This window comes from Pseudomonas sp. GW823-FHT02C02, from assembly GCF_058797635.1.
Window position 1 is genome coordinate 232,501 of the sequence record NZ_JBXAJV010000003.1, and the last position, 16,394, is coordinate 248,894.

Here is a 16,394-nt window from a genome sequence, read left to right on the forward strand (position 1 = left end):
AGGATGGATACGTGAGCGAAACAGCCTTGCCTAAAGATGACGTGCTGCCGGTGCTTGAAGCGCCGGTTGAAACTCCACCACCTGCCACAGTGCAGCGCCGGGGCAATGGGCTGGCAATCGTCGCGCTGCTGTTGGGCGCCGCCGGTGTTGCCGTGGGCGGTTGGGGTGTCTGGCAGGTGCGTCACCTGCAAGCCAACACTCAGCAGCAGTTGAGCCAGGTCCAGGCGTTGAGCGATCAGGCGCAGAGCCTGAAACTCAATGAACAGCGCTTGAGCGCGCGCCTTGAACAAATGCCTGCAGCCGAAGAACTGGACGCTCGCAGCCGTTTGGTGGCGCAGTTGCAAGGCGATCAGCAACGCTTGAATCAGCGTCTGGAGACGGTCCTCGGTGCGAGTCGCAAGGATTGGCGTCTGGCCGAAGCCGAGCACTTGTTGCGTCTGGCCAGCCTGCGCCTTTCTGCGCTGCAGGACATCAGCAGCGCCCAGGCCCTGGTGCAGGGTGCCGATGAAATTCTGCGTGAACAGAACGATCCCGGTGCCTTCGCAGCTCGCGAGCAAGTGGCCAAAACCCTGGTGGCGCTGCGCAGCACAGAACAGCCGGATCGCACCGGGTTGTTCCTGCGATTGGGCGCACTGCGCGATCAGGTCATCAACCTCACCGAGCTGGCCCCCGAGTACAAGGATCGTGGCGAATCGCTGTTGGGCCTGACGGCCGATGGCGACGGAGCCAGTCGTTGGGCGCAGTGGTGGGATCAGATTTCGCGCTACATCCGCATCGACTTCAATGCTGACAAAAATGTTCGCCCATTGCTGGCAGGGCAGAGCCTGAGTCAGGTGCGTCTGGCGCTGAGCCTGGCGCTGGAGCAGGCGCAATGGGCCGCGCTCAATGGCCAGGCAGCGGTCTACACCCAGGCGCTGGCTGAGGCGCGTGACGTATTGACGGGCAACTTCAACCCGGACAACCCTCAAAGCAAAGTCATGCTTGAGCAGGTGGGCGAGTTGAGCAAGCAGCCGGTCACTGTGGTCACGCCGGACCTGACCGGGACATTGAGTGCGGTTCAGGGGTATCTGGAGCGGCGTAACGTCAACGCCGAAGATTCGATCAAACCGATGGCAAAACCGGCCGCGAACACTGCGCAGGAGGCCACGCCATGAAACGCCTCTATGTGATCGTGTTTCTGGTCATCGCCGCAGCCGCTGCACTGGGCCTGGCGATCGCCGAGCATTCCGGTTACGTGCTGATTGCCTACAAGACCTTCCGTTATGAAGCGAGTCTGTGGGCCACCCTGGCGTTGGTCGCGGTGCTCTGGCTGGTGTTCTGGGGCATCAAGGCGTTGGTTGAGCTGGTGATGACGTCCAGCGGCGTGGTCAATCCGTGGTCGCGGCGCAATCGCAGCCGTCGGGTGCAAGTGGCGATCGAACACGGTCAGCTGGACCTGGCGGAAGGTCGCTGGGCCAGTGCGCAGCGTCATTTGCATCGCGCCGCCGAAGCCGAGCGCCAGCCGCTGCTCTACTACCTTGGCGCCGCACGCGCCGCCAATGAACAAGGTCACTACGAGGAATGCGACAACTTGCTGGAGCGCGCCCTCGAACGCCAGCCCCAGGCGGAGTTGGCGATTGCCTTGAGTCACGCCCAGTTGCAGAACGACCGTGGCGACACCGAAGGCGCCCTGGTGACCCTGCAAGCCATGCACGAGCGTCATCCTCATAACGTCCAGACCTTGCGCCAGTTGCAGCGTCTGCATCAGCAGCGCGGCGACTGGTCGGCGGTGATTCGCCTGCTGCCGGAGCTGCGCAAGGATAAAGTCTTGCCTCCCGCCGAGCTGGCCGATCTGGAGCGACGGGCGTGGGGTGAAAACCTTTCCCTGGCGGCGCATCAGGAAGCGGACGGCACGGTGGGTTTGCAATCGCTCAATCGCGCCTGGCAGCAACTCACCTCGGCTCAGCGCCAGGAGCCTCAGTTGGTGCTGGCCTATGCCGAGCAACTGCGGCAACTGGGAGCACAGGTCGAAGCGGAGGAGGTTCTGCGCACAGCGCTGAAGCGCAAGTACGACAGTCATCTGGCGCGTCTCTACGGTCTGGTGCGTGGTAGCGATCCGGCTCGTCAACTGCAAACGGCCGAGGGTTGGCTCAAGGATCATCCGGCCGACCCAAGCCTTCTGCTGACACTCGGCCGCCTGTGCCTGCAAAGCAGTCTGTGGGGCAAGGCGCGGGACTATCTGGAAAGCAGTTTGCGGGTCCAGCGCAACCCGGAAGCCTGTGCGGAACTGGCGCGGTTGCTCGCTCAGCTCGGCGACACAGAGCGCAGCAATCAGCTGTTTCAGGAAGGTCTGGGCCTGCTGGATGAGCGCCTGCTGGCGGCACCACTCCCAGCGCCCGTTTACGCCTGACGTATTCCTTCTGTAGCAGCTGGCGCAGCCTGCGTCCGGCTGCGAAGCTGTTGTAAAGCGAGCACCACGGTTTCATCAGGCCAATCGCGTTTAAATGTATGACGACTGCTCAGCAGCCGGATGCAGGCTGCGCCAGGGGCGGGAGTCGTTCCTGGGCGCGATCCGGCCGCTCGAATTTCGCTGAATGTTTAGCTTTGTAATCCCTGATCGGCTTTGTCCTACACGGGACTTCATCAAGTCCTCCCGACGCTGTCGGGAATTCCCTACACTTCTGGTGAAGTGTCCGTGCCGGCCTGCCTTGAAAGGCTGGCGCGCTTTCCTCTACCGTAACCGCCTGTCTCTACTGTTACGGATAAGCCATGTTTTTGGCCTGCTCACGCTCCTTGTTTTTCATGGCTTTTATTGCAGGTGCCTTGGCCTTGGGCGTTTCCTATTACCTGGAATACGCAATCGGCCTCAAGCCTTGCGGGTTATGCCTTTTGCAGCGAGTCTGCCTGGCGTTGTTCACCGGTGTCTGCCTGACAGCTTCGGTGCATGGCCCCGGCCGCTTCGGGACTTTTCTTTATTGGCTGCTCGGTTTGTCATGCAGTCTCGCCGGTATGGTCGCGGCGTGGCGGCAAGTCTTGTTGCAAAGCGATCCGGCGCATCAGCTATCGACCTGCTCTACCAATCCGCAGGCCTTATACGAGAACGTGCCCTGGCTGTGCAAAGTGACGCGGATGTTCAAAGGGGACGAAGATTGCGCAGAAATCTCCTGGACGCTGTTCGACCTGAGCATCCCGGAGTGGAGTCTGCTGCTCTTCATGGCGGTGACAATTCTGAGTGTTTATCTGCTGCTGCGCGTTGTCTGGCTTGCCTGCAAGCGACCGCTCAGCGGCGTGTCGTCGCACCGGGGGCTGGCGGGTGATTAAACACTTGTATGAACTTTATCTCCTGCGTACCTTGAAGCCATTGTCGCGCGGGCATAATCTGGCCCGCACGTGTCATTGGAATTATGTTGCTCGATGGCGCTCTGCCTGGCCGATTCTTGATTATCAAGACTGCGACAGGTGTAGGGCAGCATGACCCACAAGGGAAGAGAGATCACCATGCTCGAAAGTTGTCAGAATGCTCAGGAACGTTGGGGTGGAGTGCATCTGCTGATCGATCGCTGGTTGCAGGAGCGTCACGAACTGGTTCGAGCCTACGATGCTCTCGGTGCCAAGCCAGAGGCTTTGGGCGAAAACCGAAAGCCGTTGCAGGAATTCTGCGGCGTGCTGGTCGACTACGTGTCTGCCGGGCACTTCGAAATCTACGAACAGCTGACCGGCGAAGCCAAGGCTTTTGGCGATACTCGCGGGCTGGAGCTGGCCGAGACGATTTACCCGCGCATCGACGTCATCACCGAGAAGCTGCTGGCGTTCAACGACCTGTGTGATGCAGGCAAGTGCGTGGCAGAGAAATTCAAGGAGCTGGGCGGGCTGTTGCACGAACGCTTCGAACTGGAAGATTGCCTGATCGAAGTGCTGCACACTGCTCACAAGGAAGAGGACTCGGTTCAGGCCTGAACCTCTCCTGCAAGACTAAAAAACGGTGCGCTATGCGCGCCGTTTTTCGTTCTCGGTTTTCAGCTTGTGGCACCGCGCAATTCGACTTCGAACACCAGCGGCGTAAACGGAGCGATCAGGTCGCCGGCACCGTCCGCGCCATAGGCTTGCGACGACGGAATCACCAGGCGCCATTTCGCACCGACCGGCATGTTTTGCAATGCGCTGCGCCAGCCACTGATTACGCTATCCAGACTGAACCACTGCGGCTTGCTGTTCTGATCGAACACGGTGCCGTCGGGAAGGCGTCCGACATATAAAACTTCGACCTTGCCATCAGGGCCTGCCTTGGCCCCCGTGCCCGGTGCCAACTCGGTCAGCAAAATGCCATCCGCCAATTCACGAACACCCGGTTTGGCTTTTTCCTCGGTGAGAAAGCGCTGCTCTTTTTCCAGCGCGACTTCACTTTGTGGCAGGGCGGGTTGCTCGGCGACCTGGGCTTCGTGCTCGGCCAGAATCTGTTCGATCTGCTCGTCTTTCAATGCCAGTGGCTTGCCTTGATAGGCTTGTTGCAGACCGTCGAGCAATGCCTGGAGTTGCAGATCCGGCACCTCTTGGCGCAAGCGTTCACCCAGGCTCGCACCTAGGCTGTAAGCAAGATCGTGGGCCTCGTTCGGGGTGGTTTTTTCGGCGGCCTGGGCCACGGAAAAACACACACACAACGATAAAAAAAAGTAGCGCGACATGGGCACACTCCGATCTGAGATGCGGTGGATTATGCCAGTGTGAGTGCGCTCAAAGGTGAACTGGTTTTGCACCCGCGCAGAAGAATTTCAATCTGTTGCAACGCAGCGCTTTCGATACTGTCAACATGCCCTAGCGGCGGTGTCATCAGAGGTCTAGTATGAGCCGCACCCACGTCAGCCAGGAGGTAAACCATGTCGGCCACCAAGAAGCCTGTAAATACCCCGTTGCACTTACTCCAACAACTCTCGGGCAGCCTGCTCGATCATTTGGAAAACGCTTGTTCCCAAGCCTTGGCTGATGCTGAAAAGCTGCTCGCCAAACTGGAAAAGCAGCGCGGAAAAGCGCAGGAGAAATTGCACAAATCCCGTACCAAGTTGCAGGACGCCGCAACTGCCGGTAAAGCCAAGGCACAAACCAAAGCGAAGGGTGCGGTGAAAGAACTTGAGGACTTGCTCGATGCCCTCAAGGATCGTCAATCCGAAACGCGCAGCTACATTCTGCAACTCAAGCGCGATGCTCAAGAAAGCCTGAAACTGGCCCAGGGTATCGGTCGTGTACAAGAGGCTGTCGGCAAGGCGTTGTCCCTGCGTTCGGCCAAGCCTGCTGCGGCACCTGCCAAGAAAGCCGCTGCCAAACCGGCGGCTGCCAAAGCACCGGCCAAGCCTGCTGCCAAACCTGTCGCCAAAGCGCCGGTGAAAGCCGCAGCAAAACCTGCGGCGAAAAAACCGGTTGCTGCCAGCGCTGCAAAACCAGCGGCTAAATCGACGACTGCCAAAACGGCCGCCAAGCCAGCTGCTGCCAAAACGGCCACCGCTAAACCTGCTGCAAGAACCGCTGCTGCGAAACCGGCTGTGGCGAAAACCGCAGCGGCAAAACCAGCTGCAAAATCGGCTGCTGCGAAGCCTGCTGTAAAACCTGCCGCTGCAAGAACTGCTACCGCCAAGCCAGCCGCAAAACCTGCCGCGGCTAAAACCGTTGCCGCAAAACCGGCTGCAAAAGCTGCGGCCAAACCCGCTGCTAAACCCGCTGCCAAAGCTGCCGCCGCGAAACCCGCTGCCGCCGCCAAGCCAGCTGCTGCAGCGAAACCAGCAGCCAAACCAGCTGCAGCAAAACCTGCTGCCGCGAAGCCAGCTGCCGCGAAGCCAGCTGCAAAACCTGCCGCCAAACCGGCCGTGAAAAAGCCTGCCGCTGCTGCCAAGCCAGCTACTGCGCCAGTTACCAAACCAGCGACTCCAGCTGCATCGGCTTCGCCAGCGGCAGCAGCAGCAGCCACCCCCTCGACCCCATCGACTGCGCCAACGCCAGCCGCACCGTCGAGCACCAGCACCACCCCAGCCAGCGCTTCTTAAGTGCCGGTTGCCGCGACGCGCAGCTGATGCAGCGCGTCGCGGTTCAGGTGGGCGGCGCCTGCCGCCACACCTTCCAGCCAGGCCGTTGAATCGGTCACCTCATACTGCGGCCAACTCTGCGCCACACGTTCCAGTCGCAACAGCAGATGCCGTTCGGCTTCCATCTCCAGTGCTTTCACTTGTTCGCGCAGATCATCCAGTCCGGCATCCTCGCTGGCGGCGGCTTTCCATTGCATTCGCAAGGCGCGCAACGGTTGCACGACATCTGCGTCCCAAGGTCCGGCTATATCGCGAAGCAACTGCAAGCGTTGTTCGTTACAGGTGACGCCCCGTTCTCCCAGCCACAACCCGCATAGCAGCAAGCACACGTTCACACCCGCCGACTGCAACGTCAGGCACGCGTCTTCAATGCCGGGACGCGCGTAGGTGGTAAGGGAAAAGCTCCACAGGTCAGAGGACATAGTGCTACTCGCGCCAGTTGCGAGCGAAGCTGGTAGACTCCGCCGCCATTATGATTCGACTTCAGAACCTGACTTTACAGCGTGGCCCTCAACGTCTGCTAGAAGACGCTGAGCTGACCCTGCACGCCGGCCACAAAGCCGGCCTCATCGGTGCCAACGGCGCCGGCAAATCGAGCCTGTTCGCCTTGATCCGGGGCGAACTGCACCCGGACTCGGGTGACTGCTTCCTGCCGGCCGACTGGCGCATCGCCCACATGCGCCAGGAAATCGAGACCCTCGAACGCCTGGCGGTCGACTACGTGCTCGATGGTGACCTGCGCCTGCGTGAGGTGCAACGCGACCTCGCCGCGGCTGAAGCCTCCCATGACGGCGCGGCTCAGGCCCGCCTGCACTCGGAACTCGACAGCGCCGACGGGTACACCGCCGACGCTCGTGCCCGCAAGCTGCTGGCCGGCCTTGGGTTCACCAACGAGCAGATGGATCGTCCGGTAGGAGATTTCTCTGGTGGCTGGAGGATGCGTCTGAACCTGGCGCAGGCTTTGATGTGCCCCTCGGACCTGTTACTGCTCGACGAACCGACCAACCACTTGGACCTCGACGCCATCATCTGGCTCGAAGATTGGCTGAAAAGCTATCCGGGCACCTTGCTGCTGATTTCCCACGACCGGGACTTCCTCGACGCCGTGGTCGATCACGTCGCCCACGTTGACCAGCGCAAGATCACTCTGTACCGCGGTGGTTATAGCGCCTTCGAACGTGCCCGAGCCGAACGCCTGGCCCAGCAACAGCAGGCCTACGAGAAGCAGCAGGCGCAACGTGCGCACATGGAAAGCTACATCGCCCGCTTCAAGGCCCAGGCCACCAAGGCCCGTCAGGCCCAGAGCCGGATCAAGGCACTGGAGCGAATGGAAGAGCTGTCCGCCGCCCACGTCGATTCGCCGTTCGACTTCGTCTTCCGTGAATCGCAGAAAATCTCCAGCCCGTTGATCGATCTGTCGGATGCTCGCCTGGGTTATGGCGACAAAGCCGTGCTGGAGAAGGTCAAGCTGCAACTGACCCCCGGTGCGCGGATCGGTTTGCTTGGCCCGAACGGTGCCGGTAAGTCGACCCTGATCAAGAACCTCGCCGGTGAACTCTCGCCGTTGGCCGGGCGCCTGACCCGTGGTGAGAACACCGTCGTCGGCTACTTCGCCCAGCATCAGCTCGATTCCCTCGATTCCAAGGCCAGCCCTTTGCTGCACTTGCAGCGTCTGGCGCCGACCGAACGCGAGCAGACCCTGCGCGACTTCCTCGGCGGTTTCGACTTCCGTGGCGCGCGTATCGACGAGCCGGTGCTGAATTTCTCCGGTGGCGAAAAGGCCCGTCTGGCCCTGGCATTGATTGCCTGGGATCGGCCGAACCTGTTGCTGCTCGACGAACCGACCAACCACCTGGACCTCGAAATGCGCCTGGCGCTGACCATGGCCCTGCAGGAATTCAGTGGCGCGGTGCTGGTGGTCTCTCACGATCGTCATTTGCTCAAAAGCACCACCGATAATTTCTATCTGGTGGCCGACGGCAAGGTCGAGGAGTTCGACGGCGATCTGGAAGACTACGCCCGCTGGCTGGTCGACTACCGTCAGCGCAATGCGCCGGTCAGCAACACCCCGGTCAACCCGGACAAGACCGACAAGAAGGCCCAGCGCCAGGCCGCTGCTGCGTTGCGTCAGCAACTGGCACCGCACAAGCGTGAGGCTGACAAGCTCGAAACCGAGTTGGGCAAGCTGCACGAGAAACTGGCGAAGATCGATACCAGCCTCGGCGACAGTGACATTTACGAACCGGCGCGCAAGAACGATTTGCGCGATCTGCTGGCTGAACAGGCCAAGTTGAAGGTGCGTGAAGCCGAACTCGAAGAAGCCTGGATGGAAGCCCTGGAACTGCTCGAAAGTATGCAGGCGGAGCTGGAGGCGCTGTCTTGATGGAAGCCTTCAAGCTGCCGCTGCCGGCGGGGTGGGGCGAGCCGATCTGGTTCGCTGCGCAAATCCTGCTGATTCTGTTGGCGGGTTACCTTGCCCAGCGCTTCGTTGCTAAATGCCTGACGCGCCTGGGCGAGCGCTACCCGTTTCCACCGCAACTGCTGATGCCGCTGCGCGGAGGTTTGCGCTGGCTGATCATGGGCAGTGCGCTGATTTTCGTACTCGAACGCCTCGGAGTCTCGGCCACCGTGCTCTGGACCGCGTTGTCCGGGTTTGTTGCGGTCGCGGCAGTGGCGTTCTTCGCCATGTGGAGCGTGCTGTCCAACCTGCTGTGCGCGATCCTGATCTTCACCGTCGGCCCGTTCCGCATCGGTGACGTCGTCGAGTTGGTGGACACCACCGACAAGCCCGGCGTCAAAGGCCGGGTGGTGGCGATCAATCTGCTTTACACCACGTTGATTGAAGCGGAAGAACTGGGTACCGGCAGCGCCATGGTGCAAGTGCCCAACAGCCTGTTCTTCCAGCGTTCGGTTCGGCGCTGGCGCGGGAGTGATGTGTTTCCGTTGAGCGGGATCGAAAAGTAAACCTTCTGTTGCCGGACACACCGCTATCGCGAGCAGGCTCCTCCCATAGGGGAACGTATTTCAACTGTGGGCGTGAGCCGGCTCGCGATGGGGCCAAAAGTCATAAAACGTTGGTCGGCAGTCGCTCTATCCTTCAAAAAATCGGTAGTCATCAGCCCAAAGCCGCATTAGCTTAGACGTCTGTCACAAGTCTGAGTCGAGGTGTGCAATGGAGCTTCAAACATGGCTGGCGTTTTTTGCCGCCTGTTGGGTGATCAGTCTGTCTCCCGGTGCCGGCGCCATTGCGTCGATGTCCAGCGGTCTGCAATACGGTTTCTGGCGCGGTTACTGGAACGCCCTGGGCCTGCAATTGGGCCTGGCGGTACAGATCGCGATTGTCGGCGCCGGTGTGGGCGCGATTCTCACGGCATCAGCCACCGCTTTCTATGCGATCAAATGGTTCGGTGTGGCCTACCTCGTTTATCTCGCGGTCAAGCAATGGCGCGCGCTGCCCAGCGACATGAGCGACGACGCGGCCGTGCGTCAGATCGGCAAGCCGCTGGCTTTGGTGTTCCGTGGGTTCCTGGTCAATATCAGCAATCCCAAGGCTCTGGTGTTCATGCTGGCGGTGTTGCCGCAGTTCATTGATCCTCACGCACCGCTGCTCGCTCAGTACCTGATCATTGGTGTGACCATGGTCTGCGTCGACCTGATCGTCATGGCCGGGTACACCGGGTTGGCGTCGAAGGTGCTGCGCCTGTTGCGCACGCCCAAGCAGCAAAAACGCATGAACCGGACCTTTGCCGGGCTGTTCATCGGTGCGGCGGCGTTTATGGCGACATTGCGCAAAGCTGCGGTTTAAAGCACCAAAGAACACAAAAGGCGACCTCCGAGGTCGCCTTTTTCATGTCCGGAGCCCCTGCAGAAACGCCGGTACTTGCTAACAAAGCTTGAGTGAAAGTCATTGGAAGTGAACAATGTGTTACTTCGTATTTCCAATTGAGATTCATTCATGACTGCCCCGTCCCGTTTCCTGGCCTGGCTGGTGTTGCCGCTGTTTGCCTTGTGCAGTTTCAATCTGCTGGCGGACACCGTGGAAGGCGCGCCGCAAGCTCTGCATTTGCTCGATTACATCGGCGCGGATTACCCGCAGACGGTGCAAGCGGGCAAGGTCATCGACGAGTCCGAATACCGCGAGCAGCTGGAATTCATCAAGGTGCTGCAAGGCTTGATCGCGGCGATGCCGGCCAAGCCGGAAAAAGTCGGGCTGGAGCAGGGCGTCAGCACGCTGCGCAGCGCCATCGCTGCCCGTCAGGACGGCGCGGATGTGGCCCGGCAGGCTCGGCAACTCGGCGCGAAACTGGCCGTGGCCTATGAAGTCAGTCAGGCGCCGATCATTACCCCGGATCCGACCCGTGGTGCACCGCTTTACGCCCAGCATTGCTCGGTCTGCCACGGCGATACGGGGGCCGGTGACGGCCCGGCGGGTGTCGGTCTGACGCCGCCGCCAGCCAATCTGCGTGACACGGCGCGCCTGGATCACCTGAGTCTGTACGCGATCTACACCACAGTGGGCCTGGGCGTCGAAGGCACGGACATGCCGGCCTTCGCCGATCAACTGGACGATCGCCAGCGTTGGGACCTGGCAACCTACATCGCCGGTTTCAGCGCCGATCCGGCCGCCGCCACATCCGAAAAGACCTACAACATCGCCGACCTCGCTCGTCAGACGCCAGCCGAAGTGCAGGCCGCCGATGGCCCGCAAGCCGCCGCGACGTTCCGTGCGCAGCGGGCGCAACCGCCGCAGGTCAAGCGTGGCCCGGCGCAGTTGCTCGACTACACCGCCGCCACCCTGGACAAGAGCCTCGCGGCCTACCGTGCCGGTGATCATGATCAAGCCTATGACTTGTCGGTAGCGGCGTATCTGGAAGGCTTCGAACTGGTCGAGAGCTCGCTGGACAACGTCGACGCCAACGTGCGCAAGGACACCGAAAAGTCCCTGATGGCGTACCGTCAATCGTTGCAGGACGGTTTGCCGGTGGCCCAGGCCCAGCAGCGTCTGGACGCGGCCAAGGCCAAGTTGAAGGAGTCCGCCGGGCTGCTGGGCAGCGACGGCTTGAGCTGGTCCTTGAGCTACATCTCCGGTTTGCTGATTTTGCTGCGTGAAGGCCTCGAAGCGATTCTGGTGCTGGCGGCGATCCTGGCGTTCCTGCGCAATACCGGCCAGCAATCGGCGGTGCGCAGCGTCAACGTCGGTTGGGGCCTGGCGTTGTTGGCGGGTCTGGCGACCTGGGCACTGGCGGCCTATGTGATTGATGTCAGCGGTTCGCAGCGTGAATTGCTGGAAGGTGCGACAGCGTTGTTTGCCGCCGTCATGGTGCTCTGGCTGGGCGTGTGGATGCACGACCGTCGTCACGCGGCAGCCTGGCAGGACTACATCAAGAGCAGCCTGGTGGGCGGCGGCGGACGCTTCGGCTTTGCGACGCTGGCGTTTTTCTCGGTGTATCGCGAGCTGTTTGAAGTGATTCTGTTCTACGAAACCCTGTGGCTGCAGGCGGGGCCTGCGGGGCATAACGCAGTGTTGGCCGGTGGTGCAACGGCGCTGGTGTTGCTGGTCGGGCTGGCGTGGGTGATCCTGCGTGGCTCGCAGAAACTGCCGCTGTCGTTGTTCTTCAGCATCAACGCCGGTTTGCTCTGCGCGCTGTCGGTGGTGTTCGCCGGGCATGGCGTGAAGGCGTTGCAGGAAGCCGGAATCTTCGGCACCCGGCCGGTGCCGTTCTTTGACTTCGACTGGCTGGGGATCCACGCGGATGCGTATTCGCTGAGTGCCCAGTGCTTGGCGATCGTTGCGATTGTGGTGCTGTATGGCCGTAGCTGGATGGCGGAGAAGCGGCGGGTGCAGGTTTCTTAAGAGCATTCGCTGCGCTCATATTCGCGGGCAAGCCTCGCTCCTACAGGTTGTACGCGGCCCCAAATAACGCGCGAATCCTGTAGGAGCGAGGCTTGCCCGCGAAGCTTTTAACGGAGGGAAACACAATGCGCGTATGGATCGATGCCGACGCCTGCCCACGGGCGGCGAAGGATCTGGTGGTGAAGTTCGCTCTCAAGCGCCAGTTCGAAGTGGTGCTGGTGGCGGGGCAGCCACAGATCAAACCTGGCCTGGCTCTGGTGAAGCTGATCGTGGTGCCCAGCGGCCCGGATGCCGCCGATGACTATCTGGTGGAACACGCGGTGCCAGGAGAGCTGGTGATTTGCAGCGATGTGCCGCTGGCCGATCGGCTGGTGAAAAACGGCGTTTCAGCGCTGGACCCACGGGGCAAGGAATTCGATGCGCAGAACATGGGCGATCGGTTGGCAGTGCGTAACCTGTTCACCGATCTGCGTGAACAAGGCCAGATGAGCGGCGGGCCGGCGCCATTTGGTGAGCGCGAGAAGCAGGCGTTCGCCAATGCGCTTGACCGGATACTCACTCGGCTGACCCGTAAAGCCTGAGCCTTACTCAAATCAAAGGTGGGCGCGAGCAGGCTCACTCCCACAATTTGACCGCGTTAAGCGTCGTTTTCGTGGGTCAGTTCGAGGACACGGTCGACCAGTTTGTTGATCCCCGAGGCGGCTTCGCTGATGCTCTGGGCCAGCATATAAGCCGGGGTGCAGACGAGTTTGCGCGCCTTGTCTTCGACGATGTCGCTCACTGCGCAATCCTGGTGAGTGGCGCCCATCTTGTTCATGGCGGCGGCGGTATCGGCGTCGCTGCCAATGGTACAGGTCACGCCCGGCCCATAGATTTTCGCCGCCAGCGCCGGCGAAATGCACATCAACCCCACCGGTTTGCCCGCTTCGGCAAACGCTTCGGTCAACGCCAGGACGTCCGGTTGGACGGTGCAACCGGCGCCTTCGATGGCGAAGTTCGACAGGTTCTTGGCCGCGCCAAACCCGCCCGGCACGATCAGCGCGTCGAAGTCTTCTACGCTCGCCTCACGAATGTCCTTGATGTTGCCCCGGGCGATCCGCGCCGATTCCACCAGCACGTTGCGTGACTCGGGCATTTCGTCGCCGGTCAGGTGATTGATCACATGCAATTGCGAGATATTGGGGGCAAAGCACTGCACCTCGGCGCCACGCTGGTCCAGGCGCAGCAAGGTAATCACGCTTTCGTGGATCTCGGCGCCGTCGTACACGCCACAGCCGGAAAGGATCACTGCAATTTTTTTGCTCATGGGTTTTTCTCCAGATTCATGGCGTTAAATGTCCACTAATTTGTCACTCGTTGCCATAGGGTTAATTCGCGGCTACACCTAGCATCTGTCCTCAAGATTCCGATCAGGGCGCGTCAATGGACTTCATTCTGTATGCGGTGCCGTTTTTCTTTGTGCTGATTGCCGTCGAGCTGCTGGCGGACCGTTGGCGCGGGTTGAGCAATTATCGGCTGGCGGACGCGATCAACAGCATCAGCACCGGGGTGTTGTCGACCACTACCGGCCTGTTGACCAAAGGCGTCGGCCTGGTGACCTATGCGTTTGCCCTCCAGCACCTGGCGCTGTTCGAACTGTCGGCCGACAGCGTTTGGGTCTGGGTGTTTGCCTTTGTCCTCTATGACTTCTGCTACTACTGGCTGCACCGTATGGGCCATGAGCGCAACATCCTCTGGGCCGCGCACTCGGTGCATCACCAGAGTGAGGACTACAACCTCTCCACGGCCCTGCGCCAGACCAGTACCGGCTTTCTGCTGAGCTGGATTTTCTACCTGCCGATGGCGGTGCTCGGCGTGCCGTTGCTGGTGTTCATCAGCGTTGCCGCGCTCAACTTGCTCTATCAGTTCTGGGTGCATACCAAACACATTCCCAAGCTCGGCTGGTTCGAGTGGTTCTTTGTCACGCCGTCCAATCATCGGGCTCACCATGCACAGAACGCTCTCTACATGGATCGCAACTACGGCGGGGTGTTCATTATTTGGGACCGTCTATTCGGCTCGTTCCAGGAAGAGGACGACAACGAGCCGGTGATTTTCGGCGTGACCACGCCGTTGGCAAGCTGGAATCCGTTGTGGGCGAACGTGCAGTTTTACGCACAGCTTTGGGATGACGCGCGACGGGCTGAAAGCACATGGGACAAGCTGCGGATCTGGTTCATGCGCACCGGCTGGCGGCCGGCGGATGTGGCGGCCAAGTACCCGATGAACAAACCGGACCTGAGTCAGTTCCGCAAATTCGAGGTGCCGCTGGACGGGCGTCAGCAGGTGTATGTGGCGTTGCAGTTCTGCGTTTACATCGCGCTGGGCAGCTATTTGATGAACCTTGAGCCACGTTTGCCGACTGCCGCGCTGGTGTTGGGCTGGGGCGCAGTGGCGTTCGGCTTGTTTACGTTGGGCATGGCCCTGGAGAATCGCCCGCAGGCGTTGAAACTGGAGCTGCTGCGCTTGGCATCGAATGTGCCGCTGGTGTGGCTGGCGCCCGTGGTCGGGCTGTGGCCTGCCAGCGCAGTGGGCTGGATCGGCCTGTTCAGCTACAGCCTGCTCAGCGGCATCGGTCTCTACTGTTGCAGGGACCGCTTCACTCGGTTGGCGTCTTAGTCTCGGCGGCCTTGGCCAGCTCGGCTTGCTCGTCGGCGTAGATCTTCTTCGCCAGACGGGCATTCTTGAAACGCCGGCGCAGCCACAAGCCCAGGCCCAGTACCAGCAGGGCACCAAGCACCCACAGCTCGTACTTCTTGACGCTGCCCAGCATGCCCTCAAGCACCGCGCCGAAGTGATACGCCGCTGCGGCCAGTGCGGTCGCCCAGATCGCAGCACCAATCCCGTTGAGCAGCAGATAACGCCCCGGCGGATATCCCGACAGGCCGATCGCCACCGGCATGACCGTGCGCAATCCATAGACGAAGCGGAAACTCAGCACCCAGATGTCCGGGTGTTTGCGGATATGTTCCAGCGCCCGGTCACCCATCAGTTGCCAGCGTGGTTTGCGCGCCAGCAATTTGCGACCGTGTTTTCGCCCGAGGAAATACCACAGCTGATCGCCGGCATAACTGCCACAGAACGCCACGATCGTGACGATCTTGATGTCCATGTATCCGCGGAACGCGAGGAAGCCTGCGAGCACCAGAATGGTTTCGCCTTCGAAGAACGTGCCGAGAAAGAGGGCGAAGTAGCCGAATTCCTGAAGAAATTGTTGGAGCATTGTCTGGATGCTGGCGAAATGAACGCGCAGCCTAACCCTTCGTGAACATTCATGAAAGTGTCCAAATGTGTCTCGACGTGAACATTTCCTACAAGGACAATGGAATGCGACTACCTGCCGCAGGGGTGCACATAACTGTAATACCACGGTCATAATGGCCGCTTATAACTGTCACGCTCGCACGCCAGCGGGCTCAGGAGTCTGCCGTGAGCTTTACCCCCGCCAACCGTTTGTTTCCTGCAACCCGCCTGCGTCGCAATCGCCGTGATGATTTTTCGCGTCGACTGGTCCGTGAAAACGTTCTGACCGTCGACGATCTGATCCTGCCGGTGTTCGTGCTGGACGGTGAAAACCGTCGCGAAGCAGTCGCGTCGATGCCGGGGGTTGAGCGTCTGACCATCGATCTGTTGCTCGAAGAAGCGGCCAAGTGGGTCGAACTGGGGATTCCGGCAGTGGCGTTGTTCCCGGTCACGCCCCCGGAGCTCAAGTCCCTGGACGCCGCTGAAGCCTGGAACCCGAACGGCATCGCCCAACGCGCCACCCGCGCCTTGCGTGCGCAGTTCCCGGAACTGGGTGTGATCACTGACGTCGCTCTGGACCCGTTCACCACCCACGGCCAGGACGGCATTCTCGACGAAGAGGGCTATGTGCAGAACGACATTACCGTCGATGCCCTGGTCAAGCAGGCGCTATCCCACGCCGAGGCCGGCGCACAGGTAGTGGCCCCGTCGGACATGATGGACGGTCGCATCCAGGCCATTCGCGAAGCGCTGGAGCTGGCCGATCACGTCAACGTGCGGATCATGGCTTACTCTGCCAAGTACGCGAGCGCCTATTACGGCCCGTTCCGCGATGCGGTAGGTTCGGCGCTGAACCTGGGCAAGGCCAACAAGGCCTCCTATCAGATGGACCCGGCCAACAGCAACGAAGCCCTGCACGAAGTGGCGGCGGACTTGTCAGAAGGCGCGGACATGGTCATGGTCAAGCCAGGCATGCCGTATCTGGACATCCTTTACCGGGTCAAAGAAGAATTTAAAGTGCCGACATTTGTTTATCAGGTCAGCGGTGAATACGCCATGCACATGGCGGCCATCCAGAATGGCTGGTTGAGCGAAGGGGTTATCCTCGAATCCCTGACCGCTTTCAAACGTGCAGGAGCTGATGGCATCCTGACTTACTTTGCCGTGCGCGCCGCTCAATTGTTACGAGAGCAGAAATAGCCCTCCCA

Annotated in this window: 16 protein-coding genes; 12 read left to right on the forward strand and 4 right to left on the reverse strand. The window is 60.7% G+C overall.

The window, feature by feature from the left end; genetic code table 11:
* The first annotated feature begins 11 nt into the window (after positions 1-11).
* The 4 genes from AC1ROI_RS06470 to AC1ROI_RS06485 all read left to right on the forward strand — a co-directional run bounded on the left by AC1ROI_RS06470 (position 12) and on the right by AC1ROI_RS06485 (position 3,936).
* A complete protein-coding gene (locus AC1ROI_RS06470) occupies positions 12-1,154 on the forward strand; it encodes a uroporphyrinogen-III C-methyltransferase (protein WP_010465071.1) in 1,143 nt (380 codons plus the stop codon).
* On the forward strand, positions 1,151-2,389 hold the full coding sequence (locus AC1ROI_RS06475) for a heme biosynthesis protein HemY (protein WP_010465069.1): 1,239 nt from the start codon (positions 1,151-1,153) through the stop codon (positions 2,387-2,389). The genes AC1ROI_RS06470 and AC1ROI_RS06475 overlap by 4 nt, the downstream gene beginning before the upstream one ends.
* 359 nt (positions 2,390-2,748) lie before the next feature.
* Positions 2,749-3,300: a disulfide bond formation protein B gene (locus tag AC1ROI_RS06480; RefSeq protein ID WP_077747152.1), complete on the forward strand. Its 552-nt coding sequence runs from the start codon at positions 2,749-2,751 to the stop codon at positions 3,298-3,300.
* Positions 3,301-3,477: 177 nt separating this feature from the next.
* Positions 3,478-3,936 carry an Rsd/AlgQ family anti-sigma factor gene (locus tag AC1ROI_RS06485; protein WP_007899333.1) on the forward strand — a complete coding sequence of 153 codons (459 nt, stop codon included), beginning with the start codon at positions 3,478-3,480 and terminating at the stop codon, positions 3,934-3,936.
* A gap of 59 nt (positions 3,937-3,995) precedes the next feature.
* On the opposite strand, the gene AC1ROI_RS06490 is transcribed toward AC1ROI_RS06485, so the two are convergent.
* A complete protein-coding gene (locus tag AC1ROI_RS06490) occupies positions 3,996-4,661 on the reverse strand; it encodes an FKBP-type peptidyl-prolyl cis-trans isomerase (protein WP_010465064.1) in 666 nt (221 codons plus the stop codon).
* Between the two features lie 192 nt (positions 4,662-4,853).
* Between AC1ROI_RS06490 and AC1ROI_RS06495 the strand changes: the two genes are divergently transcribed.
* Positions 4,854-6,011: an AlgP family protein gene (locus tag AC1ROI_RS06495; protein WP_102595297.1), complete on the forward strand. Its 1,158-nt coding sequence runs from the start codon at positions 4,854-4,856 to the stop codon at positions 6,009-6,011.
* Here the strand turns inward: AC1ROI_RS06495 and AC1ROI_RS06500 are convergent.
* The gene (locus AC1ROI_RS06500; protein ID WP_083375486.1) at positions 6,008-6,472 is read right to left on the reverse strand and encodes a TIGR02444 family protein; all 465 of its coding nucleotides are present in this window, start codon (positions 6,470-6,472) and stop codon (positions 6,008-6,010) included. The two genes, AC1ROI_RS06495 and AC1ROI_RS06500, sit on opposite strands and share 4 nt — an antisense overlap.
* A 50-nt stretch (positions 6,473-6,522) precedes the next feature.
* On the opposite strand from AC1ROI_RS06500, the gene AC1ROI_RS06505 reads away from it, so the two are divergent.
* The 5 genes from AC1ROI_RS06505 to AC1ROI_RS06525 all read left to right on the forward strand — a co-directional run bounded on the left by AC1ROI_RS06505 (position 6,523) and on the right by AC1ROI_RS06525 (position 12,485).
* Positions 6,523-8,433 (forward strand): ATP-binding cassette domain-containing protein, encoded by a 1,911-nt coding sequence (locus AC1ROI_RS06505; RefSeq protein WP_102595298.1) that lies wholly within the window; start codon positions 6,523-6,525, stop codon positions 8,431-8,433.
* A complete protein-coding gene (locus AC1ROI_RS06510) occupies positions 8,433-9,014 on the forward strand; it encodes a mechanosensitive ion channel family protein (protein WP_010465057.1) in 582 nt (193 codons plus the stop codon). Before AC1ROI_RS06505 ends, AC1ROI_RS06510 begins: the two co-directional genes overlap by 1 nt.
* Positions 9,015-9,222: 208 nt before the next feature.
* Positions 9,223-9,855, forward strand: coding sequence for a homoserine/homoserine lactone efflux protein (gene rhtB, locus AC1ROI_RS06515; RefSeq protein ID WP_010465055.1), 633 nt, complete (start codon positions 9,223-9,225; stop codon positions 9,853-9,855).
* Between the two features lie 150 nt (positions 9,856-10,005).
* Positions 10,006-11,904, forward strand: coding sequence for an FTR1 family protein (locus AC1ROI_RS06520; RefSeq protein ID WP_102595299.1), 1,899 nt, complete (start codon positions 10,006-10,008; stop codon positions 11,902-11,904).
* Positions 11,905-12,029: 125 nt separating this feature from the next.
* Positions 12,030-12,485 carry a YaiI/YqxD family protein gene (locus tag AC1ROI_RS06525; protein ID WP_010465051.1) on the forward strand — a complete coding sequence of 152 codons (456 nt, stop codon included), beginning with the start codon at positions 12,030-12,032 and terminating at the stop codon, positions 12,483-12,485.
* Between the two features lie 56 nt (positions 12,486-12,541).
* Here the strand turns inward: AC1ROI_RS06525 and elbB are convergent, their stop codons facing one another.
* Positions 12,542-13,210 carry an isoprenoid biosynthesis glyoxalase ElbB gene (gene elbB / locus AC1ROI_RS06530; protein WP_083375489.1) on the reverse strand — a complete coding sequence of 223 codons (669 nt, stop codon included), beginning with the start codon at positions 13,208-13,210 and terminating at the stop codon, positions 12,542-12,544.
* Between the two features lie 116 nt (positions 13,211-13,326).
* Between elbB and AC1ROI_RS06535 the strand changes: the two genes are divergently transcribed.
* Positions 13,327-14,562 carry a sterol desaturase family protein gene (locus AC1ROI_RS06535; protein WP_102595300.1) on the forward strand — a complete coding sequence of 412 codons (1,236 nt, stop codon included), beginning with the start codon at positions 13,327-13,329 and terminating at the stop codon, positions 14,560-14,562.
* On the opposite strand, the gene AC1ROI_RS06540 is transcribed toward AC1ROI_RS06535, so the two are convergent.
* Positions 14,543-15,166: a DedA family protein gene (locus AC1ROI_RS06540; protein WP_077747159.1), complete on the reverse strand. Its 624-nt coding sequence runs from the start codon at positions 15,164-15,166 to the stop codon at positions 14,543-14,545. The genes AC1ROI_RS06535 and AC1ROI_RS06540 overlap by 20 nt on opposite strands.
* 206 nt (positions 15,167-15,372) lie before the next feature.
* Between AC1ROI_RS06540 and hemB the strand changes: the two genes are divergently transcribed.
* Positions 15,373-16,386 carry a porphobilinogen synthase gene (hemB, locus tag AC1ROI_RS06545; RefSeq protein WP_010465043.1) on the forward strand — a complete coding sequence of 338 codons (1,014 nt, stop codon included), beginning with the start codon at positions 15,373-15,375 and terminating at the stop codon, positions 16,384-16,386.
* Positions 16,387-16,394 lie beyond the last annotated feature (8 nt).